We start from the raw sequence: 26046 nt of genomic DNA, 5'->3' as shown, positions 1-26046 counted from the left end.
CGTTACCTCGAAAGAGGTCTTATACCTGCGTCGGACGGGCCGGATGCCGGGGCATGCCGACCCTCGGGGTGGCTTGGGCGGGGCGGATTGTAGCCATGCTCACCTCTCACGGTGCTGACGCCGCCCCGGACTCAGGCCAGGCAGCCTTCCAGCCCCTGCAGCAGGATGTCCTTGGGCAGGTCGATCCCGATGAAAACCATTTTGCTCTGCTTTTTCTCGTTTGGCAGCCACTTCGGCCCCAGGTCGGAGCCCATCAGCTGGTGCACGCCCTGGAAGATCACCTTTTTGTCCGTGCCCTTCATGTGCAGCACGCCCTTGTAGCGCAGCATCTTGGGGCCGTAGACCTGCACGATGGCGCCCAGGAAGTCTTCCAGCTTGGCCGGGTTGAAGGGCTTGTCGGAGCGGAAGACGAAGGACTTCACATCATCGTCATGGTGGTGATGGTGCGGGTGGTCGCAGTGCTCGCCATGCTCATGGTCGTGATCATGGTCATGGTGGTGATGGTCGTGCGCGTCCGCATTCAGGAAATCGGGGTCGATCTCCAGCTTGGCGTTGAGGTTGAAGCCGCGCAGGTCGAAGACGCTGGCAATGTCCACATTCCCGAAGTGGACGCGCTGCTGGGGCGCGCGCGGGTTCATGTGCTTGATGCGGTGGGCCAGTTCGTCCGCCGCCGCGGCGTCCACCAGATCGGTCTTGCTGATGAAGATCTGGTCAGCAAAGCCGATCTGACGGCGCGCTTCCTGGCGGGTGTTGAGCTGCTCCTCGGCATGCTTGGCGTCCACCAGGGTCAGGATGGAGTCCAGCAGATAGCTCTCGGCGATCTCGTCATCCATGAAAAAGGTCTGGGCCACGGGGCCGGGGTCGGCCAGGCCGGTGGTCTCGATCACCACGCGCTCGAAATCCAGCTCGCCGCGGCGGCGCTTGGCGGCCAGCTCGCTGAGCGTGGTGCGCAGGTCTTCGCGGATGGTGCAGCAGACGCAGCCATTGCTCATCTGGATGATCTGCTCATTGGTATCGGCCACCAGGATGTCGTTGTCGATGTTCTCCTCGCCGAACTCGTTCTCGATCACGGCGATCTTCTGGCCATGGGCTTCGGAGAGCACGCGCTTGAGCAGGGTGGTCTTGCCCGAGCCCAGGAAGCCGGTGAGGATGGTGGCGGGAATCAGGCCCGGGGAGTTGGTCGATGACATGGTGATCTAGAGGCTTACTGCTGTGACGAATCCGCCGCCCGAGACCCGGCTCAGGGGGCGGCTGACTGTGGTGCAACAGGGTCGCACTGTCAATGGGTTATTCTGTGGGGCTACCCAACTACGACACCCATTCCGTGTCCGAACCTCAGCCTAGTAGGCCCCGCGGGGGCCACAAAAGTGCCGCCGCCGAAGGCCGCGGCCCAGCGCCGCGCAAACTCCTGGACCGCATGCTGGACTTCCTGCATCCGGGTCCGGACTCCACCAGCGAGCTGATCGAAACCCTGGCCGAGGCCGAGCAGCGCGAGCTGATCGCGCCCGAGTCGCGGCAGATGCTGGAAGGCGTGCTCCACATGGCCGGGCTCTCGGCCGGCGATGTGATGGTGGCCGCGCCGCGCATGGATTTGCTGGACATCGAGTCGCCCTACGAGGAGCTGCTCGCCCAGGTCATACGCGCCGGCCATTCGCGTTTCCCGGTTTTCGAGGGCCAGCGCGAGAACATCATCGGCATTCTGCTGGCCAAGGACCTGCTCAAGCTGCAGCGCGCGCCCGAGCTCAATCTGCGTGCGCTGCTGCGGCCCATCGTCTTTGTGCCGGAAAGCAAGAACCTTAACGAGCTGCTGCGCGACTTCCGCTCCAACCGCAATCACCTGGCCATCGTGATCGACGAGTTCGGCAATACCGCCGGCCTGGTCACCATCGAGGATGTGCTGGAAGAGATCGTCGGTGAGATCGAGGATGAGTTCGACGACAAGGACGGCGTGTCCGGCATCTACACCCTGGCCGATGGCAGCCAGCGCGTGGCCGGCGATGCGCAGATCGCCGCCGTCAACCTGTCTTTTGGCACCAGCCTGCCCGAGGACGAGTTCGACACCATCGGCGGTCTGGTGGCCCATGAGCATGGTCGGGTGCCGCGCCGCGGCGAGACCCTGGAGGTGGGCGGCCTGCAGTTCTCGGTGATGCTCACGCGTGGTGGCGCGGTGCGCTGGTTCAAGGTCACGCGCGCGGTGCAAGAAGAGAATTGATGCTGCGTTTTCCCCATGCTCTGCTGGCGGCCCTGGTCGCCGGCGTGTTGCACACCGCCTCCTTTGCGCCGCTGGAATACTGGTGGCTTCAGATCCTGGCCCTGGCCTGGCTGGCCCATCTGAGCTGGAATGCCGGCCCGCGCCGGGCTGCCTGGCTGGGCGGTGCCTTCGGCTTCGGCTGGCTGGCCTCGGGCCTGTGGTGGCTGCACATCAGCATGCACCAGTTCGGCGGCCTGCCCTGGCCGGTGGCAGCCCTGGCCGTGGCCTTGCTGGCGGCATTTCTCAGCCTGTACTACGCCGGGGCCTTGGCCCTGGCGGCGCGCCTGCGCCAGCGCAACCCCGCCTGGCATGCCCTGACCTGGTCCGCCTGCTGGCTCTTGGCCGAGCTGGCGCGTGCCACCTTGCTGACAGGCTTCCCCTGGCTGGCCAGCGGCTATGCCCATACCGAAGGTCTGCTGGCGCCCTGGGCGCCCTGGATCGGCGTCTATGGCATCAGCGCCCTGGCGGCCGGTTGCGCCGCGGCCTTTGCGGCCCTGGGGCGCCATGCCTGGCAGCCAGCGGCGGTGGCCATCGGCCTGCTGGCCCTGGGCCAGCTGCTGCCGCAGAACTTCACCCGCGAGACCGGTGTTCTGCGCGTCTCCCTGGTGCAGCCGGCCGTTGCCCAGGACCAGAAGTTCGACCCGGAGCGCATGCACAGCCATCTGGAGCAGCTGACCCGCCAGGTCGAGCGCGCCCAGGGGCAGGTGGTGGTGACGCCGGAGTCCGTGGTGCCCATTCCCGCGGCCTTCCTGGACCCTGGCTATGTGCAGCGCCTGGAGGCTGTGGGGGCGCAGCGGCCGGTGCTGCTGGGCACCTTTCTGGGCAACAGCCAGGACGGCTATGTGAACTCCCTGCTGGCCTTTGGCGGTGCGGCACCCTACGCCTACGGCAAGCGCCACCTGCTGCCCTTCGGCGAGTTCATTCCGCCGGGTTTTGGCTGGTTTGTGCGCGCCATGGCCATTCCCATGGACGACCAGGCCCGTGGTCAGCACCAGCAGTCCTTTGCCGTGGCGGGGCAGCGCCTGCGCCCCCTGATCTGCTACGAGGACTTGTTTGGCGAGGATTTCGTGGACAGCGTGCGCGGGCCCGATGCCGCCACGGTGCTGGTGAATGTGAGCAATCTCGCCTGGTTCGGCACCGTGATGGTGCTGGACCAGCATCTGCAGTTCTCCCGCATGCGGGCCCTGGAGTTCCAGCGCCCGGTGGTGCGCGCCACCAACACCGGGGCGACCGCCGTGGTGGATCATCGGGGCCGTACCCTGGCGCTGCTGCCGCCGGCCCAAGCCGCCACGCTGGAGGCTCCGGTGCAGGGCCGCCTGGGCGAGACGCCCTATGCCCGCTGGCTGGGCATGCTGGGACTGCTGCCACTCTTCATCGCCGCCCTGGCCCCCCTGGGGCTGGCGGCCTGGATGCGCCGACGGTAAGTGCGCGTCCCATAAAATAAAAACTGTAAACCTCTCACCAAACGGCCTTTATCCATGCTGAGCTTCCAGCAAATCATCCTGACCCTGCAGGACTATTGGTCCAAGCAGGGCTGCGCGCTCCTCCAACCCTATGACATGGAGGTGGGGGCCGGTACCAGCCACACCGCCACCTTCCTGCGCGCCCTGGGTCCGGAGCCCTGGAAGGCCGCCTATGTGCAGCCCAGCCGCCGCCCCAAGGACGGCCGCTATGGCGAGAACCCCAACCGCCTGCAGCACTACTACCAGTTCCAGGTGGTGCTCAAGCCCGCACCGGCCAATATCCTCGAGCTGTATCTGGGCTCGCTGGAGGCCCTGGGCTTCGACCTCAAGAAGAACGATGTGCGCTTCGTCGAGGACGACTGGGAGAACCCGACCCTGGGCTGCTGGGGTCTGGGCTGGGAGGTCTGGCTCAATGGCATGGAAGTGACCCAGTTCACCTACTTCCAGCAGGTGGGCGGCATCGACTGCAAGCCCATCACCGGCGAGATCACCTATGGCCTGGAACGCCTGGCCATGTATCTGCAGGGCAAGGAATCGGTCTACGACCTGGTCTATACCGACGGCCTCACTTATGGCGACGTGTTCCACCAGAACGAGGTGGAGCAGAGCACCTACAACTTCGAGCACAGCGATGTGGACTTCCTGCTGCAGGCCTTTGCCGCGCACGAGAAGCAGAGCCAGCTCCTGATGGGCGAGCAGCTCGCCCTGCCGGCCTATGAGCAGCTGCTCAAGGCCGGCCACACCTTCAATCTGCTGGACGCCCGCGGCGCCATCTCGGTGACCGAGCGCGCCGCCTATATCGGCCGCATCCGCAATCTGGCCCGCGCCGTGGCCCAGAGCTATGTGGACAGCCGCGCGCGCCTGGGCTTCCCCATGGCGCCCAAGGCCTGGGCCGATGAAGTCACCGCCCAGATTGCAAAGAAGAACGAGAAGAAGGCCGCCTGAGTCATGACCAGCGACACCCACAACCTGCTCGTCGAACTCTTCGTCGAGGAACTGCCCCCCAAGGCCCTGAAGAAGCTGGGCGACAGCTTTGCCGGCGTGCTGGCCGAGAGCCTGCGCGCCCAGGGCCTGGCCACGGCCGAGTCCCAGGCCACGGCCTATGCCTCGCCGCGCCGCCTGGCCCTGCATCTGAGCGGGGTGGCCGCCAAGGCCGCCGACCGCAGCGAGACCAAGAAGCTGGTGCCCGTGAGCGTGGGCCTGGACGCCAGCGGCCAGCCCACCCAGGCCCTGATCAAGAAGCTGGCCTCCCTGGGCCTGGGTGCCGAGCAGGCCGCCCAGGCTTACCGCGAGATGGACGGCAAGGCCGAGGCCCTGTTCATCCAGACCACGGTGGCCGGCGCCACCCTGGCCGAGGGCCTGCAGAAGGCCCTGGAGGAGAGCCTGGCCAAGCTGCCCATTCCCAAGGTCATGAGCTACCAGCTGGCCGACGGCTGGAGCGATGTGAAGTTCGTGCGCCCGGCCCATGGCCTGGTGGCCCTGCATGGCCGCGAAATCGTGCCCGTGGGCGTGCTGGGCCTGAGCGCCGGCCGCGAGACCCGCGGCCACCGCTTCGAGGCCGCCGTGGAGCGCCTGGTGATCGAGTCGGCCGACAGCTACGCCGCCCAGCTGCGTGAGCAGGGCGCCGTCATCGCCAGCTTTGCCGAGCGCCGCGCCGAGATCGTGGCCCAGCTCAACGCGGCCGCGGCCCAGCAAGGCCTCAGGCCCATCGAGGACGAGGCCCTGCTGGAGGAGGTCTGCGCCCTGGTGGAGCGGCCCAATGTGCTGAGCTGCCAGTTCGAGCCCGAGTTCCTGGCCGTGCCGCAGGAATGCCTCATCCTCACGATGAAGGCTAACCAGAAGTACTTCCCCCTGCTGGACGCGGCCGGCAAGCTCACCAACCAGTTCCTGGTGGTCTCCAACATCCGCCCGGCCGACGCCAGCGCGGTGACCGGCGGCAATGAGCGCGTGGTGCGCCCGCGCCTGTCGGATGCCAAGTTCTTCTTCGACCAGGACCGCAAGAAGGGCCTGGCCGATCGCGTGGGCGGTCTGGCCAAGGTGGTCTACCACGGCAAGCTGGGCAGCCAGGGGGAGCGGGTGGAGCGCGTGCGCGCCATCGCCACCGCCATCGTGGCGCAGCTGGGTGGTTCGGCCACCCTGGCGGCCGAGGTGGACAGCGCGGCCCGCCTGGCCAAGGCCGATCTGCTCACCGATATGGTGGGCGAGTTCCCCGAGCTGCAGGGCATCATGGGGGGCTACTACGCCCGCCACGACGGCCTAAGCGAGGCCGTGGCCTTCGCCATCGAAGACCATTACAAGCCCCGCTTCGCCGGCGACGAGCTGCCGCGCAACGAGGCCGGCCTGGTCGTGGCCCTGGCCGACAAGCTGGAAACCCTGGTGGGTCTGTTTGGCATTGGCCAGCTGCCCACCGGCGATAAGGACCCCTTTGCCCTGCGCCGTCACGCCCTGGGCGTGGTGCGCATGCTCTCGGAGCGCGCCCCCGGCCTGGCCCTGGACGCCCTGATCCGCGCCGCCCTGCCGGCCTTCGGCCCCCTGATCCAGGATCCGAGCGCACCCCTGGCCGATTTCGTCTTCGACCGCCTGGCCGGTTCCCTGCGCGAGCAGGGCTACAGCGCCCAGGAGGTGGATGCCGTGCTGGCCCTGCGCCCGCAGCGCCTGGCCGAGGTGGGCCAGCGTCTGTCGGCGGTGCGCGCCTTCGCGGCCCTGCCCGAGGCGGCCTCCCTGGCGGCCGCCAACAAGCGCATCGGCAATATCCTCAAGAAGGTCGAAACCCCGGTCGAGGCCAAGGTGGACGAGGCCCTGTTGCAGGAAGCCGCCGAGCAGCATCTGGCCACGGCCCTGCGCAATGTGCAGCCCCTGGCGGACGGCCTCTTCCACACGGGGGAGTACGCCGCCTCGCTGCGCGAGCTGGCCGCGCTCAAGGGCCCGGTGGACGCCTTCTTCGACGGTGTGATGGTCAATGCCGAGGACCCGGCCCTGCGCGCCAATCGCCTGGGCCTGCTCAAAACCTTGCACGAGGCCATGAACCGGGTGGCCGATCTGGCCCGCCTGGCCGCCTGAGGACGCCACCATGCCCACTCGCGCCGAGCATCACGGTCACAGCATGAAGCTGGTCATCCTCGGCCGGGACGGCACCATCAACCAGTATCGCGACGACCATGTGAAGTCCACCGACGAGCTCCAGCCCCTGCCCGGGGCGCTGGAGGCGGTGGCCCGGCTCAACCATGCCGGCTGGCACACGGTGATGGCCACCAACCAGCCCGGCATCGGCCGCGGCCTGCTGGACATGGCCTCGCTCAACGCGGTGCATATGCGCCTGGCTCAGCTGCTGGCCGAGAAGGGCGGGCGGCTGGATGCCGTCTTCTTCTGCCCGCACACGCCCGAGGATGGCTGCACCTGCCGCAAGCCCCTGCCGGGTTTGATCGTTCAGATCGGTGAGCGCTTTGGCGTGGATCTGGCGGGCGTGCACATGGTGGGCGCGAGTCTTAGAGACTTGCAGACCGCCCAGGCCGCGGGCTGCATCCCGCATCTGGTGCGCAGCGATCGCCTGGGCAAGCTGGACGAAGAACAGCTGAAGGCCCTGGTGGCCCAGGTGCCCGGCTCTCGCGTGCATGCCAATCTGGCGGCCTTTGCCGAGCATCTGATCCAGGAGGAGCGCCGCGCCCGTGCCGAGGCCCGCGGTGAGGCGCTGACCCCCGACACCCGTCCCGGAGATCTGACTTGACCCTGGTCTACGCGCTGCGCTCGGCGCTGTTCATGCTCTGGATGCTGTTGACCGTGGTGCCGGTCGCGATCGCGGCGCTGCTGCTCTCGATCTTTGTGCGCGGCAATCCGGTCTACTGGACCTGCATCTTCTGGCTGCGGCTGGCCATCCATGGTGCTCGCATCCTCTGCGGCGTGCGTTGGCGTATCCAGGGCATGGAGAACCTGCCCACGGCCGCCGAACGGACCTCGGCGGTGATTCTTCTGTCCAAGCATCAGAGCACCTGGGAGACCTTTGCCTACCCGACCCTGATGACGCACCCGCTGGCCTATGTGTTCAAGCGCGAACTGCTCTACATCCCCTTTTTCGGCTGGGCCATGGCGCGCATGGACATGATCCATATCGATCGCAGCAAGCGCAGCGAGGCCTGGGCCAAGGTGGCTGCCCAGGGCAAGCGTCTGGCCGCCCAGGGGCATTGGGTCATCATGTTCCCCGAGGGCACACGCACCGCCCGCGGCCAGGTGGGTGAGTACAAGACCGGCGGCACCCGGCTGGCGGTGGAAACCGGCGTGCCCGTGGTGCCCATTGCGGCCACCTCGGCGCGCTGCTGGCCGCGCCGGAGCTTTCTGCTGCGCCCCGGGGTGGTGGACATCTCCATCGGCAAACCGATCTCGCCCGTGGGCCGGGAGCCGGGTGAGCTGATGCGTGAGGTCCAGGGCTGGATCGAGTCTGAGATGCAGCGGCTCGATCCCGAGGCCTATGGCCACACGCTCGAACCGAGTCCGCTGCGCGCCTGAGGCGGTCCTCGGCCATGTCCCTGACGCGCCGTCTGCGTTCCCTGCTCAGGCCCGAGGCCCCCGCGGCCGGCACACCGATGCGGCGCGAGTTGCTGCTGCCGGCGGGGCCGCTGCATTACGAGCTGAGGCATGCGCCGCGCCGCTCCATCGGTTTCACCATCAGCCCCTCAGGGCTCAAGGTCACAGCGCCGCGCTGGGTGGCGCAGGCCGAGATCGAGGCAGCTCTGCGAGGCAAGCAGGACTGGATACTGCGCAAGCTCGATGAACAGCGCGACCGCAGCCACCGCCAGCATGCGGCGCGTGTGCACTGGGGCGAAGGGGGGCAGATGCCCTATCTGGGCCAGCCCCTGAGTCTCAAGTTGGGCGGCCTGGCTCGCTATGAGCCGCAAGCCCGCGAGCTGCATCTGGGTTTGCCCCAAGATGCCGGCCCCGCCCAGGTGCGCGAGGCCGCCCTGGCCTGGTTGGCCGGTCGGGCCAGAGCGCTGTTCGAGCAGCGTTGTCGACACTACGCGGCGGCCTTGTCGGTGCGCTACACCCGGCTGTCCCTGAGCCAAGCCCAGACCCGCTGGGGTAGCGCCAGCGCCAATGGATCGATACGCCTGAGCTGGCGCTTGATTCACCTGGATCCCGACTTGATCGACTATGTGGTGGTGCATGAGCTGGCCCATCTGCACGAGATGAACCACAGCCCGCGCTTCTGGGCCGTGGTGGCCTCGGTCCTGCCGGACTACGAGTCCGCGCGCCGACGCCTGCGCGAGGCGGCCCTGCCGACGCTGGAGCTCTGAGCGCCCCTGGGTGGCGCGGCTTCCTACTTCTGGGGGGATTGCCCTGGATCCCTGGGGCAAGCACACTCCCGGCCACGTGCTGTCATCACGACGCATCTGAGGCAGGCGCTGAGAGCGCCACCTCCCGGTAGCCCGCCAGCCCTTGAGGCCAGCAACACGGCGCCGCAAAGCTGATGCGCGAAGGCTCAGCCCGCCGCTGCCGGTGTTGCCGGCGGCGGCGGTCGCTGACTTCTCAATCCCAGCCCTGATTTCCAGCCCGGCGCTCAGGCGACGCTGAAGCGGTAGATGCCGTCTTCGCCGCGCTCGCGCCGCAGCCTTCCCTCCAGCCACAGCGCGTTGAGATGCGCCACCGACTCGCCCATGGCGAAGGTGGTCTGGTGCAGATCCAGCTTGCGCTTGAACAGCAGCGCCAACAGCTCGGCCGCGTGGCAGGGCTTGGCGCGGCAGGCGGCCAGCACCTCCTCCAGACGCTCGGCATGGTGCTCGCGCAGCTGATCGATGCGGGCATGCAGTCCCCGGAAGGGCTTGCCATGGGCCGGCAGCACCAGGGTGCTGTCGGGCAGGGCCAGCAGGCGCTCCAGCGAGTCCAGGTACAGGCGCAGGGGATCGGCCTCGGGCTCCACATCCACCACCGAGACATTGGTGGAGATGCGCGGCAGCACCATATCGCCCGAGATCAGCACGCCCAGGCTCTCGCTGTACAGGCTGATGTGCTCCGGCGCATGGCCGTAGCCCACCAGGCAGCGCCACTCATGCGCGCCGATGCGCAGACGCATGCCGTCCATCAGGCGGCGGTAGGCGGCGGGCACCCGGGGCACCATGCTGGGGTAGTAGCTGGCGCGGCCACGGATCTTGGCCAGCGAGTCCGGGTCCGTCAGGCCATGGCTGCCGAAGAAGGCGGCCGCGGCCTCGCCGCCCATGCCCACGGTGGAGCCGCTGGCCACGCGGGCCAGGTTGTAGTCGGTGGCGCTGATCCACAAGCGGCACTCATGGTTGGCCCCCACGCTCGCGGCTGCGCCGCTGCGCTGCCCCCCGAGGGGGCTGGCCGCGCCTTGGGACGGCCCGGCGGCGCGTCCGCTCCACTTCTCGGTCAGCCAATGCGCCAGGCCCATGTGATCGGGGTGGAAGTGCGTGACGATCACGCGCAGCACCGGCAGGCCGTCCAGATGGTGGGCGAAGATCTGTTCCCACTGGGCCTGGCTGGCCTCGTTGTGGATGCCGCAGTCCACGATGGTCCAGCCCTGGACCTTGCCGTTCGGGCCCTCGATCTCGTCGCGCAGCAGCCAGAGGTTGATGTGGTCCAGGGCGAAGGGCAGGGCCATGCGCACCCAGCGCAGGCCCGGGGCCAGCTCCAGCACCTCGCCCGGCGCGGGCAGGGCCTCGCCCAGGGGATAGCTCAGTTCGGATTCGCGCGGATTGGCCATGGCGTCGGCTGCCTTAGACTTACGTTTACGTTAACGTCATATTACAAGCCTGCCGCCATGTCCCCTGACACCGATGCGACTGCCAGCACCACCCCGGCCGGCGAGGGGCGTCTCTACACCATCACCGAGCTGGCCGCGGAGTTCGACATCACGCCCCGCGCCATCCGCTTCTACGAGGACATGGGCCTGCTGGAGCCCGGGCGCGCCGGCCGCAACCGTGTCTACACCCAGCGCGACCGCACCCGGCTCAAGCTCACCCTGCGCGGCAAGCGCCTGGGCCTGAGCCTGCAGGAGGTCAAGCAGCTGATCGATATGTACGACTCGGCCTCCGACACCGTGCCCCAGCTCAAGGCCTTTCTGGAGGTGCTGGGCCAGCACCGCCGCCAGCTGGAGCAGCAGTTCGACGATCTGCAGATCACCCTGGCCGAGATCGCCCAGCACGAAGAGCGCTGCCAGCTCCTGCTGGCCGAGGCCCAGTCCGGACGCAAGCCGGCCTGAGCGCGGCGCCCGCCCTCAGCCCAGCACGCGCAGCAGCCAGGCCTGCAGGGCCTCGATCTCGTCCGGGTGCACCTCGTGCCCCATGGCGTAGTCCTGCCACTGCACCGTGTAGCCCAGGCGCAGCAGCTCATCATGGGCGGCCTGTGCCCGGGCCAGGGGCACGACGGCGTCGTTGCGGCCATGGGCCAGGAAGATGGGCGTGGCCTCATTGGCCAGGTGACGCTCGGCCTCGGTCGTGGCCAGCAGGGGCAGATAGCCCGACAGCCCGACCAGACCGGCCAGGCGCTTTCCGTAGCGCAGACCCGTGAGCAGGCTCATCGCGCAGCCCTGGGAAAAGCCCATCAGCACGATGCGCTCGGGCGCCACGCCGCGTTCGATCTCGCGCTCGATGAGCGCCTCCACCGCGGCCTGGGAGCGGCGCAGGCCCACGGGGTCTTCGCGCTGGTCCAGCGCGGCGTCGCGGATGTCGTACCAGGCCCGCATGGGGTAGCCGCCGTTGATGCTGACCGGGATTACCGGCGCATGCGGCAGCACAAAGCGCAGGCCGGCGCCGCCGGCGAGCAGGGGGCGCAGATCCAGGGCCTGGCAGACCGGCTCGAAGTCGTGGCCATCGGCCCCCAGGCCGTGCAGCACGATGATGCTGGCCGTCGGGTTTGCCTCGGTTTGCAATTCCAGGGTTTCGAGTGTCATGCTGGGGCCTTCGTGATGAAGCCCTCATCCTAGCGAGGCTGCCCGCCATGCCGCACTTCCTGCTCCGTCTTGATCCGGTCCGGCCCGATTTGCCGGCCACCGGACCCACCCAGGCCGAAGCCGAGGCCATTGTGGCCCATCTGGGCTATGTGCAGCGCCTGCTGGAGCAGGGCGCCCTGCTGATGGCCGGCCGCAGCCAGGTGCTGGAGCGCGAGGCCTTTGCCCTGATGCTTCTGCAGGCCGATACCGAAACGCAGGCCCGCGCCCTGATGCAGGCGGATCCCGCCGTGGCGCAGGGCGTGCTCAGCGGGGACTTGCACCCCTTCCAGATCACCCAGTGGCGGCCCCTGTCCTAGGGGCGGAGCTCCAGCGCTGGCAGACCATGCCGGGCGCGGGCGCGCTGGCATTGGGGCTGACCGGGCTTGAGCTCGTCGCAGGGGGGCGGGCGGTGGGCGTAGACACCGCAACTCACCGCGCGGCCGATCTCGCCTTGCAGCGCAACGCAGCGCGGCGCGCCGTAGGCGGTGCCGCTCATGCACAGCTGCTGCGGGCCCAGGCGCTGCAGCAGGGACTCGTCCAGGCCTGGGGGTGTCTCGGCCCAGTGAAAGCTGACGCGGTAGCTGGCGCAGCAGGCGCCGCAGCTGAGGCAGGGATTGCTGGATTCAGACTCGGACATGGCAGGCAGGCCGAGCGGGCCGGTGTGCCGCGGACCCGAGGCGGAGCGCTCGCCCGGCGGCCCTCGGCCGCGCTCGCGGCTGGAAGGACTGGAATTTGCGGGGGCGGACTTTAGCCCAGTCCGGTTTTCCCTGCCTCCAGCCGGCCTTGCGCGAAGGCCTGGGCATGCTGCCGCCAGGAGTCCGGCCCCTCGGCCAGGGCGCGCACCACGCAGCTGGCGCTGGCGCCCTGGGCGGCGGTGGCCTGCGTCTGGGCAGGGCTCAGCAGGCCGCCAATGGCCACCACCGGTCGCCCCGCCATGCGGCACCACCAGCCCAGCTGGGCCAGACCTTGCGGATGCCAGGGCATGTCCTTGGTCCGGGTCGGCCAGACCGGGCCGCAGGCGATGTAGCTCGGCGCCAGGGCCCGGGCACGCGCCAGCTCCCAGAGGCTGTGGCTGGACAGACCCAGCCCCAGCTCGCCGGTCGCCACCCCCGCCAGCAGCTGCTCGCGCTCCTGCGGCAGCAGGGCGGCCCAGTCTTCCTGGCCCAGATGCAGATGGCGAGCGCCCTCGGCCAGGGCGAGCCGCCAATGGTCATTGATCCAGAGTCGGCAAGCCCCCGCTTGACGCAGCGCCAGGCGCAGGGCGGCGGGCAGGGCCGCGTCATCGCTGCGGGTCTTGATGCGCAGCTGCAGATGGGCGAACTGCCCCGAGGCGGCCAGGGCCTGGATCTGCGAGGCCTCTTCGGTGATGCCGTACAGACCCGGCGCGAAGTCCGCGCCGGGCGCGGCCGAGCCGCGCAAGACCTGGACCCAGCGGCCGAGGCTGCTGCGCTCCAGCGCCTCCTCATCGCCCTGGCTCATCACAGGCATGGCTTGCGAGTTGGCGATGAAGTCGGCCGTGGCGCGCACCGGCCCGGCCCCGGCCCCGGCGGCATGGCCCGCGCGCACCGCCTGCCAGGTCAACATCTTGGCCAGGATCAGGGCGTCCGGCAGCACAAAGCCCCGCGCCAGGGCGGCGGCGGCGGCGCTGGCGAAGCTGCAGCCGCTGCCATGGTGGTGCAGGGAGGGCAGGCGCGGCAGGGCCAGCCAGCCGCACACCGGCTGGCCGCCCTGGGGCAGCCGCGTCTGCACCCAGTCCAGGGCCAGCTCGCCCGAGCCGGGCAGGGCCCGCTCGTCGCCCCCGGTGATGCACACGGCCTGGGCGCCCCGCTGCTGCAGGCCGCGCGCCAGGGCCGGGATGGACAGGCTGTCTGCCGGCACGCCCAGCAGGCGCTCGGCCTCGGCGCGGTTGGGGGTGAGCAGGGTGCAGCGGGGCAGCAGCCGCTCCCGGTAGGCCTGCAGCAGGGCCTCATCGGCAAAGGCTGCGCCGCCGGCCGTGGCGCCCAGCACGGGGTCCACCACCAGGGCCACCTCGGCCTGAGCCCGCAGTCGGTCCAGCACCTCGACCAGGGCCTCGATGGCCGCCACGCTGGCCAGCAGGCCCGTCTTGATGACGCGTGGCGGCATGTCGGCTTCCAGGGCCTGCAGCTGGGCCCGGATCTGCGCGGCAGGCAGGGGGTAGACGGCTTGCACGGCGCAGGAGTGCTGGGCCGTCACGGCGGCCACCACGGGGCACAGGTGCACGCCCAGGGCCGCGGCGGCGCGCGTGTCGGCGCTGAGCCCGGCGCCACCGCCGCTGTCGGTGCCCGCCAGGCTCCAGATCAGCGGCGGGCAGGGGTCCAGCGTCCAGTCGGGCAGCTGGGTCAGGCTTGCCTCGGGCGCCTGGGCCCAGGGCGTGGGCAGGCTGGGGTGGGGGGGGCTGAGTCTCATGGTTCAGCCCAGCACAAAAGCATGGCCCGAGACCGGGGTGGAGGCCACGGCAAAGTCCTGCGGCGCCATCAGGCCGGCGCGATATGCCTGGCGGCCGGCCTGCACCGCGTCGCGGAAGGCTGCGGCCATGGCCACGGGGTCGCGGGCCTGGGACACGGCGCTGTTGAGCAGCACGGCATCAAAACCCAGCTCCAGGGCCTGGGCGGCTTGCGAGGGCGCGCCCAGGCCGGCGTCGATGACCAGGGGCACATCGGGCAGGCGCTCGCGCAGGCGGCGCAGGCCGGCCAGATTCTGCAGGCCCTGGCCCGAGCCTATGGGCGCGCCCCAGGGCATCAGCAGGGGGCAGCCGGCGTCTTCCAGCAGGCGGCGGCACAGGATCAGATCCTCGGTGCAGTAGGGGAAGACGGTGAAGCCCTCCTTGACCAGGGTGCTGGCCGCGGCGAGCAGCTCGAAGGGGTCGGGCTGCAGGGTGTGATCGTCGCCGATCACCTCCAGCTTGATCCAGCGCGTGCCGTAGAGCTCGCGTGCCATCTGGGCCAGGGTGATGGCGTCGCGTGCGCTGCGGCAGCCGGCCGTGTTGGGCAGCAGGCGCGCGCCCTGGGCCTGGGCGGTGGCCAGGGCCTGGGCCACAAAGCCGTTGTCCCCGGCCTGCAGGGTGCGCTTGAGGCCCACGGTCAGCACCTGGGTGCCGGAGGCGCGGATCGCGTCCTGCAGCACTTGGGGGCTGGGGTAGCCGGCGCTGCCCAGGAAGAAGCGGCTGGACAGGGCCTGGCCATCGATGATGAGGGGATCCGGGCTCATCTCAGCCTCCGACAATGGGTTTGAAGAGCAGGACCTGGTCGCCATGACCCAGCACGGTGCCAGTTCTTGCCTCGCGCGGCACGAACAGGCCGTTCAGGGCCGTGGCCACGCTCTCGGGCGCGCGTTGTTGCAGCGCCAGCAGGGCGGCCAGGGTGGTGCCGGCCGGCAGCTCCAGGGGCCGCTCGTCCAGATGGATGGTGATGCTCAAAGGGCGCTGCATGAAGACTCCAGCGTGGCCAGGCCGCTGGCGGCCAGCAGGCCCTGCACCAGGGCGGGCGCCAGCAGCCAACCATGGCGGTACAGGCCGTTCAGGCGTATCAAACCGCCGTCTGGGCCGGACTCGTGGTGGGTAAAGGGCAGGTTGTCGGGCAAGGCAGGGCGCAGATTGCGGTCCAGCCGCGTGATGCGCGCCTCGGCCAGGGCCGGCAGCACACTGTGGGCCGCGGCCATCAGCTCCACGGCGGTCTGCAGGCTCACGGGGCTGCGGTCCTCGCTCTCGATCTCGCTGGCGCCCAGCAGCAGCTCGTGCTCGCTGCGCGGCACCAGGTAGACGCCGCGGTAGCGCGGGTGCAGCAGGCGCAGCGGCCGGCGCAGGCCGTGGCCGGCCAGCTGCAGCCAGACCGTCTCGCCGCGCACACCGCGCAGGGGCAGGGGCGGGCGGGAGCCCAGACCACGGGTGTCCAGGCACCAGTCGGCTTGCACGCGCGCGCCGTCGCGCAGATGCAGCAGGCCCGGCAGCACCTGGTCCACCTTCTGCTCCCAGTGCCAGCGCACGCCGGCGGCGCCCGTGTGCAGGGCGGCCATGGCCTGCACGGGGTTGATCAGGCCCTCGCCCGGCAGCAGCCAGGCCAGCAGGCCGGCGGGCGCCAGGGCGGGCTCCAGCGCGCGCAGCTGCTCGGGGGCCAGGGCTTGCGCCCCGGGCATGCGGGCCAGGGCGCGGGCGGCGGCGCCGCGGTCCGCACCATGGGCCAGCAGCAGGCTGCCCTCCACGCACAGGCGCGGTGGCTGCGGGCCCAGGCGGGCCACGATCTGCGGCCACAGGGCCAGGCTTTGCCAGCCCAGGGCCGCCACCTCGGGGCCGCCGCATTCCTGCTCGGCCAGGGGGCTGAGCATGCCGGCGGCGGTGAAGGCGGCCGCGCCCTGGCCGTCGAACAGCGGCGCGGGGCCGGGCGCGGGGTCGAAGACCTCGACCTCATGCCCGGCCCGGGCCAGCGCCCAGGCGAACAGGCGCCCGGCCAAGCCGGCGCCGGCGATGGCGATGCGGGCCATCTCAGCTCTTGGCGATGGGGATGTAGAGCTCGCCGCCCTGGGCCTTGAACTCGGCGCTCTTGTCGGCCATGCCCTGCTGGGCGGCGGCGTAGTCGCGCACCTCCTGCGTGATCTTCATGGAGCAGAACTTGGGGCCGCACATGGAGCAGAAATGGGCGACCTTGGCGCTGTCCTTGGGCAGGGTCTCGTCGTGGAACTCGCGTGCGGTCTCGGGGTCCAGGCCGAGGTTGAACTGGTCGGTCCAGCGGAACTCGAAGCGGGCCTTGGACAGCGCGTCGTCGCGGGCACGGGCGCCCGGATGACCCTTGGCCACATCGGCCGCGTGGGCCGCGATCTTGTAGGCCATCAGGCCGGCCTTCACATCGTCGCGGTCGGGCAGGCCCAGATGCTCCTTGGGCGTCACATAGCAGAGCATGGCGCAGCCGGACCAGCCGATCATGGCCGCGCCGATGCCGCTGGTGATGTGGTCATAGCCCGGCGCGATATCGGTGGTGAGCGGGCCCAGGGTGTAGAAGGGCGCCTCGTCGCAGTGCTTGAGCTGCTCGTCCATATTGGCCTGGATCAGGTGCATGGGCACATGGCCGGGGCCTTCGATCATGGTCTGCACATCGTGCTTCCAGGCGATCTTGGTCAGCTCGCCCAGGGTGCGCAGCTCGGCGAACTGGGCCTCGTCATTGGCGTCGGCGAGCGACCCGGGGCGCAGGCCGTCGCCCAGGGAGAAGCTCACGTCATAGGCCTTCATGATTTCGCAGATCTCTTCGAAGTGCGTGTACAGGAAGTTCTCCTGGTGGTGGGCGATGCACCACTTGGCCAGGATGGAGCCGCCGCGCGAGACGATGCCGGTGCGGCGCTTGACCGTCAGGGGCACGAAGGGCAGACGCAGGCCGGCGTGGATGGTGAAGTAGTCCACGCCCTGCTCGGCCTGCTCGATCAGGGTGTCGCGGAACAGGGCCCATGTCAGGTCCTCGGCCACGCCGCCGACCTTTTCGAGCGCCTGGTAGATGGGCACGGTGCCGATGGGCACGGCGCTGTTGCGGATGATCCAGTCGCGGGTGGTGTGGATATTGCGGCCGGTGCTCAGGTCCATCACCGTGTCCGCGCCCCAGCGCGTGGCCCAGACCATCTTCTCCACCTCTTCCTCGATGCTGGAGGTGACGGCCGAGTTGCCGATATTGGCGTTCACCTTGACCAGGAAGTTGCGGCCTATGGCCATGGGTTCCAGCTCGGGGTGATTGATATTGGCCGGGATGATGGCGCGGCCGCGCGCCACCTCCTCGCGAACGAACTCGGGCGTGATCTGCGCGGGGATGTGGGCGCCCATGGGCTTGCCGCGCAGGCGGGCCTCGCGCTCGGCGTCGGCCTCGTACTCGCGCATCCAGTCCAGGCGCTGGTTCTCGCGGATGGCGACGAACTCCATCTCGGGCGTGATGATGCCGCGACGCGCGTAGTGCAGCTGGGTGACGTTATGGCCTGCCTTGGCGCGGCGCGGTGTGCGCTGCAGGCCGGCGCTGAGCTCGCGCAGCTTGAGCTGCTGCTCCTGGTCGCGCAGGCCGTCGTCGATGAGCTGGATGCGGCGGCCCTCGTAGGCCTCGGTGTCCTGCCGGGCCTCCACCCAGGCGGCGCGCGGTGCGGGCAGGCCGCGTCGCACATCGATCTGGGCGGCGGGGTCGGTGTAGGGGCCCGAGGCGTCGTAGACCGTGACCGTCTCGCCATTGGTCAGCGAGATGGCGCGCATGGGCACGCGCAGCTCGGGGTGCAGGCTGCCGGCCACATGGGTCTTGCGGGAGGCGGGCAGGGGCTCGCGGCTGAGCGCGATGCTCTGGGCCAGCTGGGCTTCTTGGGGGATGCGGTCGTTCATGGCTTGACGGTCTCCGGAAAGTAGGACTCCGGAGGTCGAGGCATGAGCCGGGCAGGCGGGCGCGCGAGGGTGCTCGGGCGGCGCGGGGTGTGAGGGAGCCCGGGAGCTTGGCAGGGGAGGCGCGGCGGGCCCGGCAAGGGCTGTCGCGCACTCGGCCCTGGAGCATCCAGGGCCCGCACCCAGGGCGTGGGAGCAGGCTCTTCTTACGCCGGTACAAACCGGATCAAGTTCGGCGGGTCCGTGGCTTCCACCACATCTCAGCCCGACGTCTGAAAGACGCATCAGGGCTCCCCGGAGCAGGCACGCAGTATAGGGCGAGAGGCCGACGCTTGCGTGAAATCTCTGACAGCTTGTGCGCGCAAACCCGCTTGTCGCGCCCTGGACTGTTGCCCACACTGCGCGGCGTCATCGTCGTCGCAACCTGGGAGGGATGGGATGGAATCCGAACGTTGCCGTCGCGGTCTGAAGCCGCGACACAGCCTGGTCCTGGCCATAAGCCTGGCACTGGGCATGCTGGCCCCGGGGGCCGGGGCACAGGAGCTGGGTGATCTGGCCGGCAAGGCCAAGCTCAGCGATGCCGAGCGCGCCAAGCGCGATGCGGACAAGGTGATGCAGTGGATTCGCTTCCACGCGGACAAGGCCGACCGACCGGTGCGGCCCACACCCGCGCGCGAGGCCCCGCCCGCCGCGGCTCGGGAGCCGGCCGCCAGGGAGTCGGCCCGGGATGTGGCGGCAGCCCGTGAGGCGGCCCAGCGCGCTGCCGCGGTGCGTGCGGCGGCGGGTGCTGCGGCGCCGGCAGGTCGTCCGGCGCCGGAGGCCTCGGCGCCGTCGGATGCCCTGGCCACTGCGGCGCCCACGGTGGCCCCCCAGGCGCCGCCGCAGCTGGTGGCCGCCGCCAGCCCCAGTGCCCAGCCGGTGCTGCCGCCACCCGCGGCCCAGGCCGCGCGTGCGCCGGAGCCGCCTGCGGAAGAGGTGCCGCTGCGGCTGCTGGAGCGGGTGGAGCCCGATTTTCCGGTGCGTCTGCTCCGGGAGCGCGCCGGGGGTTCGGTCACGGTGCGATTCACCGTGCAGCCCGATGGCTCGGTGCGGGCGGCGGAAGCCGTCAACGCCAGCAACAAGCGCCTGGTCCCTGCCGTGCTGGAGGCCGTGGGCCGCTGGCGCTTTGCGCCGATTCCCGAGACGCGCGTGGCCGTGGTCGAGGTGGGCTTCCGGGCCGAGTAACGCCCGGGCTTGACACCCCCGGGGCGCGCTACTGCCCCGGGCAGGCGGCCAGCTGGGCCGCCATGGCCTCGATGAAGAGCCGGCTGCGCAGCGGCATCAGGCGGCGCTCGGGGAAGACGGCCCAGCAGGCCACCGGGCTGAGGCACCAGTCGGGCAGCACGCGCTGCAGCTCGCCGCCCGCCACCAGCTGGCGGGCGAAATGATCGGCCACCGCGGTGATGCCCACGCCGGCGCGGGCCAGCTGCAGCAGCAGATCGGGCGAATTCACCAGGCTGCGCTTCTCGGGCGCGCCGCTCCAGGTTTCGCGCGCCTCGCCTTCGCCGCGCCAGAGCTGCCAGGGCAGGGCGTCGCCGTTGCGCGAGAGGATCATCAGCCCATGCATGCTGCTCAGGCCCTGGGGCAGCTGGGGCTCGCCCTCGCGGGCCAGATAGGCCGGGGCGGCGTAGAGCCCGCTGGTGAAGAGGGCCAGGCGGCGCGCGGCCAGCTGGCTGTCCTCGGGCAGCTCGCCCATGCGCAGGGCCAGGTCGAAGCCCTCGGCGATCAGGTCCACCCGGCGCGGCGAGAGGTCGATCTCCAGCTGCACCTCCGGATAGTCCAGGGCGAACTGGCTGATCACGCCCTGCAGGGCCGTGGTGGCCATATCGTGCGGCATGGACACGCGCAGCCGCCCCCTGGGGCGCTGCTGGCGGTGCAGGGCCAGGGCCAGGGCGCTGTCCACCTCGCCCGCCACGGCGCGTGCATGCTCCAGCACGCCCTCGCCGAACTCGGTCAGGCTCAGGCGCCGGGTGCTGCGCAGCAGCAGCTTCTCGCCCAGGCGCGACTCCAGGGCCGAGAGCCGGCGCGAGAGCGTGGATTTGGGCAGCTGCAGGCGCTCGGCGGCACGGCTGAAGCTGCCGGCCTCCATCACGCGGGCAAAGAGCAGCAGATCGTCGGCGTCCAGGCTCATGGCGGGCTTTGATTGTTCTGTTGTTGGAACAATCTTATCCATTTGAGCGTCTTCTATGCCGGATTGATCGTCAATACAGTGTGGCTCATGGTGATCGAGCGCCGATGACCGCAACACCCCCACCGGAGATCCCGCATGAACATCCTGCAACTGAATTCCAGCGCCCGCCGTGTCCAGGACGGTCAGGGTTCCGTGTCCACCCGTCTGGCCCAGGAGTTGGTCGCCGCCCTGCGCGAGCGCCAGGCCGGCGCCGCCCTGACGGTGCGCGATCTGGGCCTGGACCCGGTGGCGCCCCTGGACGAAGCCGCCCTGGGCGCGCTCTTCACCCCGGCCGAGCAGCGCTCGCCCGAGCAGGCCGCCCGCGTGGCCGCGGCTGACGCCCTGGTGGCCGAGCTGATGGCCCAGGACGTGATCGTGATGGCGGTGCCCATGATCAACTTCGGCGTGCCCACCCAGCTCAAGAACTGGATCGATGCCGTGGCCCGTGCCGGCGTCACCTTCCGCTACACCGCGACCGGTCCCGAAGGTCTGGTCAAGGGCAAGAAGGTCTATGTGGTGGTCGCCAGCGGCGGCATGCACCGTGGCCAGCCCACCGACGGCATCACGCCCTATCTGCGCACCGTGCTGGGCTTCATGGGCATGAGCGATGTGGAGTTCATCTATGCCGAAGGCATGGGCATGGGCCCGGAAGCCGTGGAGGCCGGCATGGCCTCGGCCCGCCAGCAGATCGCGGCGCTGACCGGCAAGACCGTCGCCGCGGTGTAATCCATCAGGACCTGGGGGCATCGCCCCCCGAGACAAAACAGGAATCACGACCATGAGCACGAACACCCTGAACAGCCCGGCTCGCGCCCTGAGCCAGCCCCGGGCGGTGGAACGCCTGGTCGCCGGCCAGGCGACCCGCGATGGCGCCGGGGTCAAGCTGACCCGGGTGCTGACCCAGAATCTGCAGCGCCGCCTGGACCCCTTCCTGATGCTGGACGCCTTTGGTTCGGACCAGGCCGACGACTACATCGCCGGCTTCCCCGACCATCCGCACCGCGGCTTCGAGACCGTGACCTATATGCTGGAAGGCCGCATGCGCCACCGTGATTCGGCCGGCCACGAGGGTCTGCTGGGCAATGGCGGCGTGCAGTGGATGACCGCCGGCCGCGGCGTGATCCACAGCGAGCTGCCCGAGCAGGAAGAGGGCCGCATGGAAGGCTTCCAGCTCTGGCTCAATCTGCCGGCGCGCGACAAGATGCGCGAGCCCTGGTACCGCGATATCCAGAGCCAGGAGATTCCCGAGTTCCGCACCGAGGCGGGCGTGAACGTGCGCGTGATCGCAGGGCAGAGCCATGGCGTGGTCGGCGCGGTGCAGCGCGAGCATACCGAGCCGCTGTACCTGGACATCCATCTGCCGGCGGGCGCCCGTTTCGAGCAGGCGCTGCCGGAGGCGCACAACGCCTTTGTCTATGTGTACCGCGGCGCCCTGCGCTTCGAGAGCGGCTGCACCGTGCCCCAGCAGCGCATGGCCATCTTCGCCAACCAGGTGGGCAGCGACGGCGTGCGGCTGCAGGCGGGTGACGAGCCCACCCGCGTGATCCTGATCGCCGGCCAGCCCCTGGGCGAGCCCATCGCCCAGTACGGCCCCTTCGTGATGAACAACGAGGCCGAGCTGGTGCAGGCGGTGCGCGATTTTCAGGCGGGGCGCTTTGCGGGCTGACGGCGGGGCGGCTGGCCTACCCCGGCTGAGCGCTCAGCGCGGCGCGCGCAGCTGCGGCACGGGGGGCGCCAGCAGACGCTCACCGTCGAAGCCCTGCACGGTGCCGAAGTCGCCGGCGCCGGCATTCCAGTCGGCCGCGTACTGATGGATCTCCTCCGAGCTGCGGCCCACGAAGTTCCACCACAGCAGGGGCTTCTCTTCGTCCGCCAGCGGGGCGCCGCCCAGCAACAGGGCGCGTGCACGGCCGCGCGCGCTCAGCGTGGCGCGGGCCGCGCCTGGTGCCAGATAGAGCAGGCCGCCGGGCTGCAGCGGCTCGGCCGGGCCGCCCTCGGGCGCCAGCAGGCACTCGCCCTCGGTGACCATCAGGCCATATTCATAGGCCGGGTTCAGATCCAGGCTGATCTCGGCTGAGCCCTCGCTCTGGCTCAGCAGGTCCAGCCCCAGCAGGGGCGAGTAGACCGTGCAGGGCGAGCGCAGGCCGTCCAGCTCGCCCACTAGCAGGGTGGCCGCGAAGCCGCCGCGCTCGAAGCGCGGCAGCAGCGGGTGATGCTCGAAGGCTGCAGGGCCATGGCGGCGGCTGTTGGGCAGGGCGATCCAGAGCTGGGCCAGGTGCATCTCGGGCGTCTGCGCTTCCTCGGAGTGGCAGATGCCGCTGCCGGCCGTCATCAGATTCACCTGGCCGGGCTGCAGCAGTTGCGTCGTGCCCAGGCTGTCGCGATGCAGCACCTCGCCCTCCATCATCCAGCTGAAGGTCTGCAGGCCGGTGTGGGGATGCGGCGCCACGCGCATGCCCTGGCCCGGCGCGCTGCGGGCGGGGCCGGCATGGTCCAGAAAGCACCAGGCGCCGATGGTGCGGCGCTGCGGCACGGGCAGGGCCCGGGCAATGGGCAGGCCGCCTACCTCGCCGCGGTGGGCGCTGAGTCTCTCAATCTTGATGGTCATGGCGGGCCCTTCAGCGGCTGGGGTGTGGCGATCATGCCCGAAGCCTACGGCAGCTCGGCTTCGCTTCCGCCGTGGACTTTGCAGTGCATACGGCTTGGCTTGCAGTTTGTCGCGAGGCCGTGGCAGCGGCTTGCGGGCTTGCGCACACTGACATCACTGACACGAAAACCGCACTGCCCAGGAGCCCCCCTGAACGCCGCCCATCGCCACCCGGAGCCTCTCGCCGCTTGCTGATGGCCGCGCGGTCAATCGTGCTCAGTCTCCGGCTCCGCTGCGCAAGCCGGCCTTGGCCGGGTTTTCTTTTGGGGCCTCGCCCGAGAGCTGTTCGAGGATGGGGCAGTCCGGCCGCTCGTCGCCATGGCAGCAGCTCACCAGCTGCTCCAGCGTCTGCTTCATGGCCTGCATCTCGGCCAGGCGACGGTCCAGGTCGGCGATGTGCGCGCGGGCAATGCGCTTGACCTCGCTGCTGGCGCGTCGGCGGTTCTGCCAGAGCTTGAGCAGCTCGGTGATCTCGGCGATGGAAAACCCCAGATCGCGTGCCCGGCGTATGAAGCGCAGGGTGTGGACCTCACGCTCGCCGTAGAGCCTGTAGCCGGCCTCGGTGCGCGCCACCCGCGGCAGCAGGCCCAGGGACTCGTAGTGCCGTAGCATCTTGGCCGACACGCCGGAGCGTGCGGCCGCCTCGCCAATGGTGAGCCTGGCATCCTCAGTGTTCATGGCTTCCAGCGCTTGAGAAGGAGTGCGTTGCCGACCACCGAGACGCTGGAGAAGGCCATCGCGGCGCCGGCGATCACGGGGTTGAGATAGCCCAGCGCCGCCAGGGGGATGCCCACCACGTTGTAGGCAAAGGCCCAGAACAGGTTCTGGCGGATCTTGGCGAGCGTGCGGCGCGACAGCGCGATGGCCTGGGCCACCAGGGCCGGGTCGCCGCGCATCAGCGTGATGCCGGCCGCATGCATGGCCACATCGGTGCCGGTGGACATGGCCATGCCCACATCGGCGGCGGCCAGGGCCGGCGCGTCGTTGATGCCATCTCCGACCATGGCCACGCGGCGGCCGCCGGCCTTGAGCTCGCCGACGATGCGCGCCTTGTCCTCGGGCAGGATCTCGGCGCGCAGCTCGTCGATGCCCAGCTCACGGCCTATGGCCTCGGCCGCGCCGCGGTTGTCGCCGCTGAGCATCACGCTCTTCACGCCCAGGCGGCTGAGCGCGTGGATGGCCTCGGCGGCGCTGGGCTTGAGCGTGTCGCCAAAGGCCAGCAGGGCCCGCACGCGGGGCATGGGGCCCAGGCTGGCCAGCCAGGACACGGTGCGGCCCTGGTTCTGCAGCGCCTGCGCCTGCGGCTGCAGCGCGCTCAGGTCCACGCCCAGCTCGGCCATGAAGCGGCTGCTGCCCAGGCGCAGCTCGGTACCGTCCAGCTGTGCGGCCACGCCGCGGCCAGCCACGGCGCGCAGCTCGCGCACGGCGGGTGGGCTCAGGGATCGCGCCGCCGCCGCAGCCTGCACCGCGCGTGCCAGCGGATGCTCGCTGCCCGACTGCAGCGCAGCGGCCAGCGCCAGCTGCAGCGCCTCATCCTCGCCCGGGGCCGCCTGCAGCAGCACCAGCTCGGGCTTGCCCACCGTCAGCGTGCCGGTCTTGTCGAAGGCGACCACATCGAGCCGGGCGGCCAGCTCCAAGGCCTCGGCATCCTTGATCAGCAGGCCGTGGCGCGCGGCCACGCCGGTGCCGGCCATGATGGCGGTGGGCGTGGCCAGGCCCAGGGCGCAGGGGCAGGCGATCACCAGCACCGCCACCGCGTTGAGCAGCGCATGCTCCCAGTCGCCGTTGTAGAAGCCCCAGCCCAGCAGCGTGAGCAGGGCGATGCCCACCACCACCGGCACGAAGACCGCGCTGACCTGATCCACCAGACGCTGGATCGGCGCCTTGGCGGCCTGGGCCGACTCGACCAGACGCACGATGCGCGAGAGCGTCGATTCCGCGCCCAGCGCCGTGGCCTTGAGCCGCAGCAGGCCTTCGCCGTTGACCGCGCCGCCGACGACGCTGTCCCCCGCATGCTTGGCCACGGGCAGGCTCTCGCCGGTGATCAGCGATTCATCCACCTGGCTGGCGCCTTCCAGGACCTCGCCGTCCACCGGGATGCGCTCGCCCGGCCGCACGATCACCTCGTCGCCGCGGACCAGCTGCGCGAGCGGCAGTTCCAGCTCCTTGCCGTCGCGGCGCACGCGCGCAGTCTCAGGCCGCAGGGCCTTGAGCGCGCGGATCGCCTCGGTGGTCTGTCGCTTGGCGCGGGCTTCCAGCCACTTGCCCAGCAGCACCAGGGTGATCACCACGCTGGCCGACTCAAAGTACAGCGCATGCCCGGCGTGCTCGCCATGGCGCAGCAGCTGGTAGACGCTCAGCCCGAAGGCGGCGCTGGTGCCCAGGGCCACCAGCAGGTCCATATTGCCGCTGCCGCTGCGCAGCGCGGCCCAGCCGGCCTTGTAGAAGCGCGCGCCCAGCCAGAACTGCACCGGCGCACTCAGTGCCAGCTGCCACCAGCCCGGCAGCATCCATTCGATGCCCACCAGCAGACCCAGCATGGGCAAGACCAGCGGCGCCGACAGCAGCGTGGCCATCAGCACCGGCCAGCCGGTGTGCTGCCAGGGCGTGGGCGCGGGGGCGTCGCTGTCGGCGCTCAGCCGGGCTTCGTAGCCGGCCTTGGCGACGGCGGCGATCAGGGTCTGCAGGTCCACGCCGTCCAGCAGTCGCAGCGTGGCGGTCTCGCTGGCGAGGTTGACACCGGCGTCCAGCACGCCCGGGACCTTCAGCAAGGCGCGTTCGACCCGACTGACGCAGGAGGCGCAGGTCATGCCGACGATCTGCAGGCTCAGCGACTTCTCGCGCAGACTGAAGCCGGCCTTCTCGACCGCGGCGCGAAGCGCCTTCAACGGCGCCTGGCCTTGGGCCTGCACGGTGGCGGTCTCGGTGGCCAGGTTGACCGTGGCCTCGTCGACGCCGGGAACCTGGCGCAAGGCCTTCTCCACCCGCTTGACGCAGGAGGCGCAGGTCATGCCGGAGATGGGGAGCTGCAGGGGTGAGGGTACGGTGTTCATGCGCTCAGTCTGGACCTTGCCATGGTGTCAAGCTCAAGCCCCTTTTGCGCACCTTGGAGAGCGTTGCGCGGGGGCTTGACCTTGCCATCATGGCAAGGATTAAGCTGCCCCCATTGTTCCACCACAGCTCTGGAG

At 70.1% G+C, this 26046-nt stretch carries 25 protein-coding genes and 1 riboswitch; of the genes, 12 read left to right on the top strand and 13 right to left on the bottom strand.

Translation table 11 applies throughout. The features are described 5' to 3' along the window. Positions 1 to 131: 131 nt before the first annotated feature. Positions 132 to 1190: a CobW family GTP-binding protein gene (locus DFR39_RS19075; protein WP_133605434.1), complete on the bottom strand. Its 1059-nt coding sequence runs from the start codon at positions 1188 to 1190 to the stop codon at positions 132 to 134. 227 nt (positions 1191 to 1417) lie between these two features. Here DFR39_RS19075 and DFR39_RS19070 point away from each other — a divergent pair, with 227 nt between their 5' ends. The 7 genes from DFR39_RS19070 to DFR39_RS19040 are packed head-to-tail and all read left to right on the top strand — an operon-like array spanning position 1418 to position 8999. Further along, a complete protein-coding gene (locus DFR39_RS19070; RefSeq protein ID WP_409848353.1) occupies positions 1418 to 2212 on the top strand; it encodes a CorC family transporter in 795 nt (264 codons plus the stop codon). Continuing rightward, positions 2212 to 3675 carry an apolipoprotein N-acyltransferase gene (gene lnt, locus DFR39_RS19065; protein ID WP_133605432.1) on the top strand — a complete coding sequence of 488 codons (1464 nt, stop codon included), beginning with the start codon at positions 2212 to 2214 and terminating at the stop codon, positions 3673 to 3675. Before DFR39_RS19070 ends, lnt begins: the two co-directional genes overlap by 1 nt. A gap of 54 nt (positions 3676 to 3729) precedes the next feature. Then, positions 3730 to 4659 (top strand): glycine--tRNA ligase subunit alpha, encoded by a 930-nt coding sequence (gene glyQ, locus DFR39_RS19060; protein ID WP_133605431.1) that lies wholly within the window; start codon positions 3730 to 3732, stop codon positions 4657 to 4659. 3 nt (positions 4660 to 4662) lie between these two features. Then, the gene (glyS, locus tag DFR39_RS19055) at positions 4663 to 6774 is read left to right on the top strand and encodes a glycine--tRNA ligase subunit beta (protein WP_133605430.1); all 2112 of its coding nucleotides are present in this window, start codon (positions 4663 to 4665) and stop codon (positions 6772 to 6774) included. Between the two features lie 10 nt (positions 6775 to 6784). Beyond that, on the top strand, positions 6785 to 7438 hold the full coding sequence (gene gmhB / locus DFR39_RS19050) for a D-glycero-beta-D-manno-heptose 1,7-bisphosphate 7-phosphatase (protein WP_246030901.1): 654 nt from the start codon (positions 6785 to 6787) through the stop codon (positions 7436 to 7438). Positions 7439 to 7470: 32 nt separating this feature from the next. Beyond that, the gene (locus tag DFR39_RS19045; RefSeq protein WP_133605466.1) at positions 7471 to 8214 is read left to right on the top strand and encodes a lysophospholipid acyltransferase family protein; all 744 of its coding nucleotides are present in this window, start codon (positions 7471 to 7473) and stop codon (positions 8212 to 8214) included. 14 nt (positions 8215 to 8228) lie between these two features. Next, positions 8229 to 8999 carry a M48 family metallopeptidase gene (locus DFR39_RS19040; protein WP_246030900.1) on the top strand — a complete coding sequence of 257 codons (771 nt, stop codon included), beginning with the start codon at positions 8229 to 8231 and terminating at the stop codon, positions 8997 to 8999. A gap of 263 nt (positions 9000 to 9262) precedes the next feature. Here DFR39_RS19040 and DFR39_RS19035 read toward each other — a convergent pair whose 3' ends face one another. Then, entirely contained in the window at positions 9263 to 10423 is a 1161-nt protein-coding gene (locus tag DFR39_RS19035) for an MBL fold metallo-hydrolase (RefSeq protein WP_133605429.1), read from the bottom strand. A gap of 57 nt (positions 10424 to 10480) precedes the next feature. Here DFR39_RS19035 and DFR39_RS19030 point away from each other — a divergent pair, with 57 nt between their 5' ends. Beyond that, entirely contained in the window at positions 10481 to 10921 is a 441-nt protein-coding gene (locus tag DFR39_RS19030) for a MerR family transcriptional regulator (RefSeq protein ID WP_133605428.1), read from the top strand. A 15-nt stretch (positions 10922 to 10936) separates the two neighbouring features. Here the strand turns inward: DFR39_RS19030 and DFR39_RS19025 are convergent, their stop codons facing one another. Next, complete coding sequence (locus DFR39_RS19025) at positions 10937 to 11611, bottom strand: alpha/beta hydrolase (protein WP_133605427.1); 675 nt, start codon at positions 11609 to 11611, stop codon at positions 10937 to 10939. A 47-nt stretch (positions 11612 to 11658) separates the two neighbouring features. On the opposite strand from DFR39_RS19025, the gene DFR39_RS19020 reads away from it, so the two are divergent. Beyond that, positions 11659 to 11967, top strand: coding sequence for a YciI family protein (locus tag DFR39_RS19020; RefSeq protein ID WP_133605426.1), 309 nt, complete (start codon positions 11659 to 11661; stop codon positions 11965 to 11967). Here DFR39_RS19020 and DFR39_RS19015 read toward each other — a convergent pair. The 6 genes from DFR39_RS19015 to thiC all read right to left on the bottom strand — a co-directional run bounded on the left by DFR39_RS19015 (position 11964) and on the right by thiC (position 18005). Continuing rightward, on the bottom strand, positions 11964 to 12287 hold the full coding sequence (locus DFR39_RS19015; RefSeq protein WP_133605425.1) for a YkgJ family cysteine cluster protein: 324 nt from the start codon (positions 12285 to 12287) through the stop codon (positions 11964 to 11966). The genes DFR39_RS19020 and DFR39_RS19015 overlap by 4 nt on opposite strands. A gap of 110 nt (positions 12288 to 12397) precedes the next feature. After that, the gene (locus DFR39_RS19010) at positions 12398 to 14077 is read right to left on the bottom strand and encodes a bifunctional hydroxymethylpyrimidine kinase/phosphomethylpyrimidine kinase (protein WP_133605424.1); all 1680 of its coding nucleotides are present in this window, start codon (positions 14075 to 14077) and stop codon (positions 12398 to 12400) included. Positions 14078 to 14080: 3 nt separating this feature from the next. Beyond that, entirely contained in the window at positions 14081 to 14878 is a 798-nt protein-coding gene (locus DFR39_RS19005) for a thiazole synthase (RefSeq protein WP_133605423.1), read from the bottom strand. Position 14879: 1 nt separating this feature from the next. Then, the gene (gene thiS / locus DFR39_RS19000; RefSeq protein WP_133605422.1) at positions 14880 to 15098 is read right to left on the bottom strand and encodes a sulfur carrier protein ThiS; all 219 of its coding nucleotides are present in this window, start codon (positions 15096 to 15098) and stop codon (positions 14880 to 14882) included. Continuing rightward, positions 15083 to 16147 carry an FAD-dependent oxidoreductase gene (locus DFR39_RS18995; RefSeq protein WP_133605421.1) on the bottom strand — a complete coding sequence of 355 codons (1065 nt, stop codon included), beginning with the start codon at positions 16145 to 16147 and terminating at the stop codon, positions 15083 to 15085. The genes thiS and DFR39_RS18995 overlap by 16 nt, the downstream gene beginning before the upstream one ends. 1 nt (position 16148) lies before the next feature. After that, positions 16149 to 18005: a phosphomethylpyrimidine synthase ThiC gene (gene thiC / locus DFR39_RS18990; protein ID WP_133605420.1), complete on the bottom strand. Its 1857-nt coding sequence runs from the start codon at positions 18003 to 18005 to the stop codon at positions 16149 to 16151. A gap of 183 nt (positions 18006 to 18188) precedes the next feature. Further along, positions 18189 to 18309: riboswitch (TPP riboswitch) on the bottom strand. Between the two features lie 131 nt (positions 18310 to 18440). Between thiC and DFR39_RS18985 the strand changes: the two genes are divergently transcribed. Continuing rightward, the gene (locus DFR39_RS18985; protein ID WP_133605419.1) at positions 18441 to 19226 is read left to right on the top strand and encodes a TonB family protein; all 786 of its coding nucleotides are present in this window, start codon (positions 18441 to 18443) and stop codon (positions 19224 to 19226) included. Between the two features lie 28 nt (positions 19227 to 19254). Here the strand turns inward: DFR39_RS18985 and DFR39_RS18980 are convergent, their stop codons facing one another. Beyond that, on the bottom strand, positions 19255 to 20172 hold the full coding sequence (locus DFR39_RS18980) for a LysR family transcriptional regulator (RefSeq protein WP_133605418.1): 918 nt from the start codon (positions 20170 to 20172) through the stop codon (positions 19255 to 19257). Between the two features lie 135 nt (positions 20173 to 20307). Here DFR39_RS18980 and DFR39_RS18975 point away from each other — a divergent pair, with 135 nt between their 5' ends. After that, positions 20308 to 20937 (top strand): FMN-dependent NADH-azoreductase, encoded by a 630-nt coding sequence (locus DFR39_RS18975; protein ID WP_133605417.1) that lies wholly within the window; start codon positions 20308 to 20310, stop codon positions 20935 to 20937. Positions 20938 to 20989: 52 nt separating this feature from the next. Beyond that, positions 20990 to 21877, top strand: a complete 888-nt coding sequence (locus DFR39_RS18970; RefSeq protein WP_133605416.1) for a pirin family protein — start codon at positions 20990 to 20992, stop codon at positions 21875 to 21877. A 33-nt stretch (positions 21878 to 21910) separates the two neighbouring features. On the opposite strand, the gene DFR39_RS18965 is transcribed toward DFR39_RS18970, so the two are convergent. The 3 genes from DFR39_RS18965 to DFR39_RS18955 all read right to left on the bottom strand — a co-directional run bounded on the left by DFR39_RS18965 (position 21911) and on the right by DFR39_RS18955 (position 25911). Beyond that, positions 21911 to 22819: a pirin family protein gene (locus DFR39_RS18965; protein WP_133605415.1), complete on the bottom strand. Its 909-nt coding sequence runs from the start codon at positions 22817 to 22819 to the stop codon at positions 21911 to 21913. A 255-nt stretch (positions 22820 to 23074) separates the two neighbouring features. After that, the gene (cueR, locus tag DFR39_RS18960; protein ID WP_133605414.1) at positions 23075 to 23536 is read right to left on the bottom strand and encodes a Cu(I)-responsive transcriptional regulator; all 462 of its coding nucleotides are present in this window, start codon (positions 23534 to 23536) and stop codon (positions 23075 to 23077) included. Then, positions 23533 to 25911 carry a heavy metal translocating P-type ATPase gene (locus DFR39_RS18955; RefSeq protein ID WP_133605413.1) on the bottom strand — a complete coding sequence of 793 codons (2379 nt, stop codon included), beginning with the start codon at positions 25909 to 25911 and terminating at the stop codon, positions 23533 to 23535. Before DFR39_RS18955 ends, cueR begins: the two co-directional genes overlap by 4 nt. Positions 25912 to 26046 lie beyond the last annotated feature (135 nt).

Source organism: Roseateles asaccharophilus (assembly GCF_004362405.1).
Taxonomy (GTDB): domain Bacteria; phylum Pseudomonadota; class Gammaproteobacteria; order Burkholderiales; family Burkholderiaceae_C; genus Kinneretia; species Kinneretia asaccharophila.
The sequence above is the reverse complement of the archived record's forward strand: the minus strand, read 5'-3'. Positions and strand labels throughout refer to the sequence as shown.

Bases quoted from the DNA above. Each gene is read 5' to 3' on its own strand.
- DFR39_RS19075 (WP_133605434.1), bottom strand. From the start codon at position 1,190: ATGTCATCGACCAACTCCCCGGGCCTGATTCCCGCCACCATCCTCACC.
- DFR39_RS19070 (WP_409848353.1), top strand. From the start codon at position 1,418: ATGCTGGACTTCCTGCATCCGGGTCCGGACTCCACCAGCGAGCTGATC.
- lnt (WP_133605432.1), top strand. From the start codon at position 2,212: ATGCTGCGTTTTCCCCATGCTCTGCTGGCGGCCCTGGTCGCCGGCGTG.
- glyQ (WP_133605431.1), top strand. From the start codon at position 3,730: ATGCTGAGCTTCCAGCAAATCATCCTGACCCTGCAGGACTATTGGTCC.
- glyS (WP_133605430.1), top strand. From the start codon at position 4,663: ATGACCAGCGACACCCACAACCTGCTCGTCGAACTCTTCGTCGAGGAA.
- gmhB (WP_246030901.1), top strand. From the start codon at position 6,785: ATGCCCACTCGCGCCGAGCATCACGGTCACAGCATGAAGCTGGTCATC.
- DFR39_RS19045 (WP_133605466.1), top strand. From the start codon at position 7,471: ATGCTCTGGATGCTGTTGACCGTGGTGCCGGTCGCGATCGCGGCGCTG.
- DFR39_RS19040 (WP_246030900.1), top strand. From the start codon at position 8,229: ATGTCCCTGACGCGCCGTCTGCGTTCCCTGCTCAGGCCCGAGGCCCCC.
- DFR39_RS19035 (WP_133605429.1), bottom strand. From the start codon at position 10,423: ATGGCCAATCCGCGCGAATCCGAACTGAGCTATCCCCTGGGCGAGGCC.
- DFR39_RS19030 (WP_133605428.1), top strand. From the start codon at position 10,481: ATGTCCCCTGACACCGATGCGACTGCCAGCACCACCCCGGCCGGCGAG.
- DFR39_RS19025 (WP_133605427.1), bottom strand. From the start codon at position 11,611: ATGACACTCGAAACCCTGGAATTGCAAACCGAGGCAAACCCGACGGCC.
- DFR39_RS19020 (WP_133605426.1), top strand. From the start codon at position 11,659: ATGCCGCACTTCCTGCTCCGTCTTGATCCGGTCCGGCCCGATTTGCCG.
- DFR39_RS19015 (WP_133605425.1), bottom strand. From the start codon at position 12,287: ATGTCCGAGTCTGAATCCAGCAATCCCTGCCTCAGCTGCGGCGCCTGC.
- DFR39_RS19010 (WP_133605424.1), bottom strand. From the start codon at position 14,077: ATGAGACTCAGCCCCCCCCACCCCAGCCTGCCCACGCCCTGGGCCCAG.
- DFR39_RS19005 (WP_133605423.1), bottom strand. From the start codon at position 14,878: ATGAGCCCGGATCCCCTCATCATCGATGGCCAGGCCCTGTCCAGCCGC.
- thiS (WP_133605422.1), bottom strand. From the start codon at position 15,098: ATGCAGCGCCCTTTGAGCATCACCATCCATCTGGACGAGCGGCCCCTG.
- DFR39_RS18995 (WP_133605421.1), bottom strand. From the start codon at position 16,147: ATGGCCCGCATCGCCATCGCCGGCGCCGGCTTGGCCGGGCGCCTGTTC.
- thiC (WP_133605420.1), bottom strand. From the start codon at position 18,005: ATGAACGACCGCATCCCCCAAGAAGCCCAGCTGGCCCAGAGCATCGCG.
- DFR39_RS18985 (WP_133605419.1), top strand. From the start codon at position 18,441: ATGGAATCCGAACGTTGCCGTCGCGGTCTGAAGCCGCGACACAGCCTG.
- DFR39_RS18980 (WP_133605418.1), bottom strand. From the start codon at position 20,172: ATGAGCCTGGACGCCGACGATCTGCTGCTCTTTGCCCGCGTGATGGAG.
- DFR39_RS18975 (WP_133605417.1), top strand. From the start codon at position 20,308: ATGAACATCCTGCAACTGAATTCCAGCGCCCGCCGTGTCCAGGACGGT.
- DFR39_RS18970 (WP_133605416.1), top strand. From the start codon at position 20,990: ATGAGCACGAACACCCTGAACAGCCCGGCTCGCGCCCTGAGCCAGCCC.
- DFR39_RS18965 (WP_133605415.1), bottom strand. From the start codon at position 22,819: ATGACCATCAAGATTGAGAGACTCAGCGCCCACCGCGGCGAGGTAGGC.
- cueR (WP_133605414.1), bottom strand. From the start codon at position 23,536: ATGAACACTGAGGATGCCAGGCTCACCATTGGCGAGGCGGCCGCACGC.
- DFR39_RS18955 (WP_133605413.1), bottom strand. From the start codon at position 25,911: ATGAACACCGTACCCTCACCCCTGCAGCTCCCCATCTCCGGCATGACC.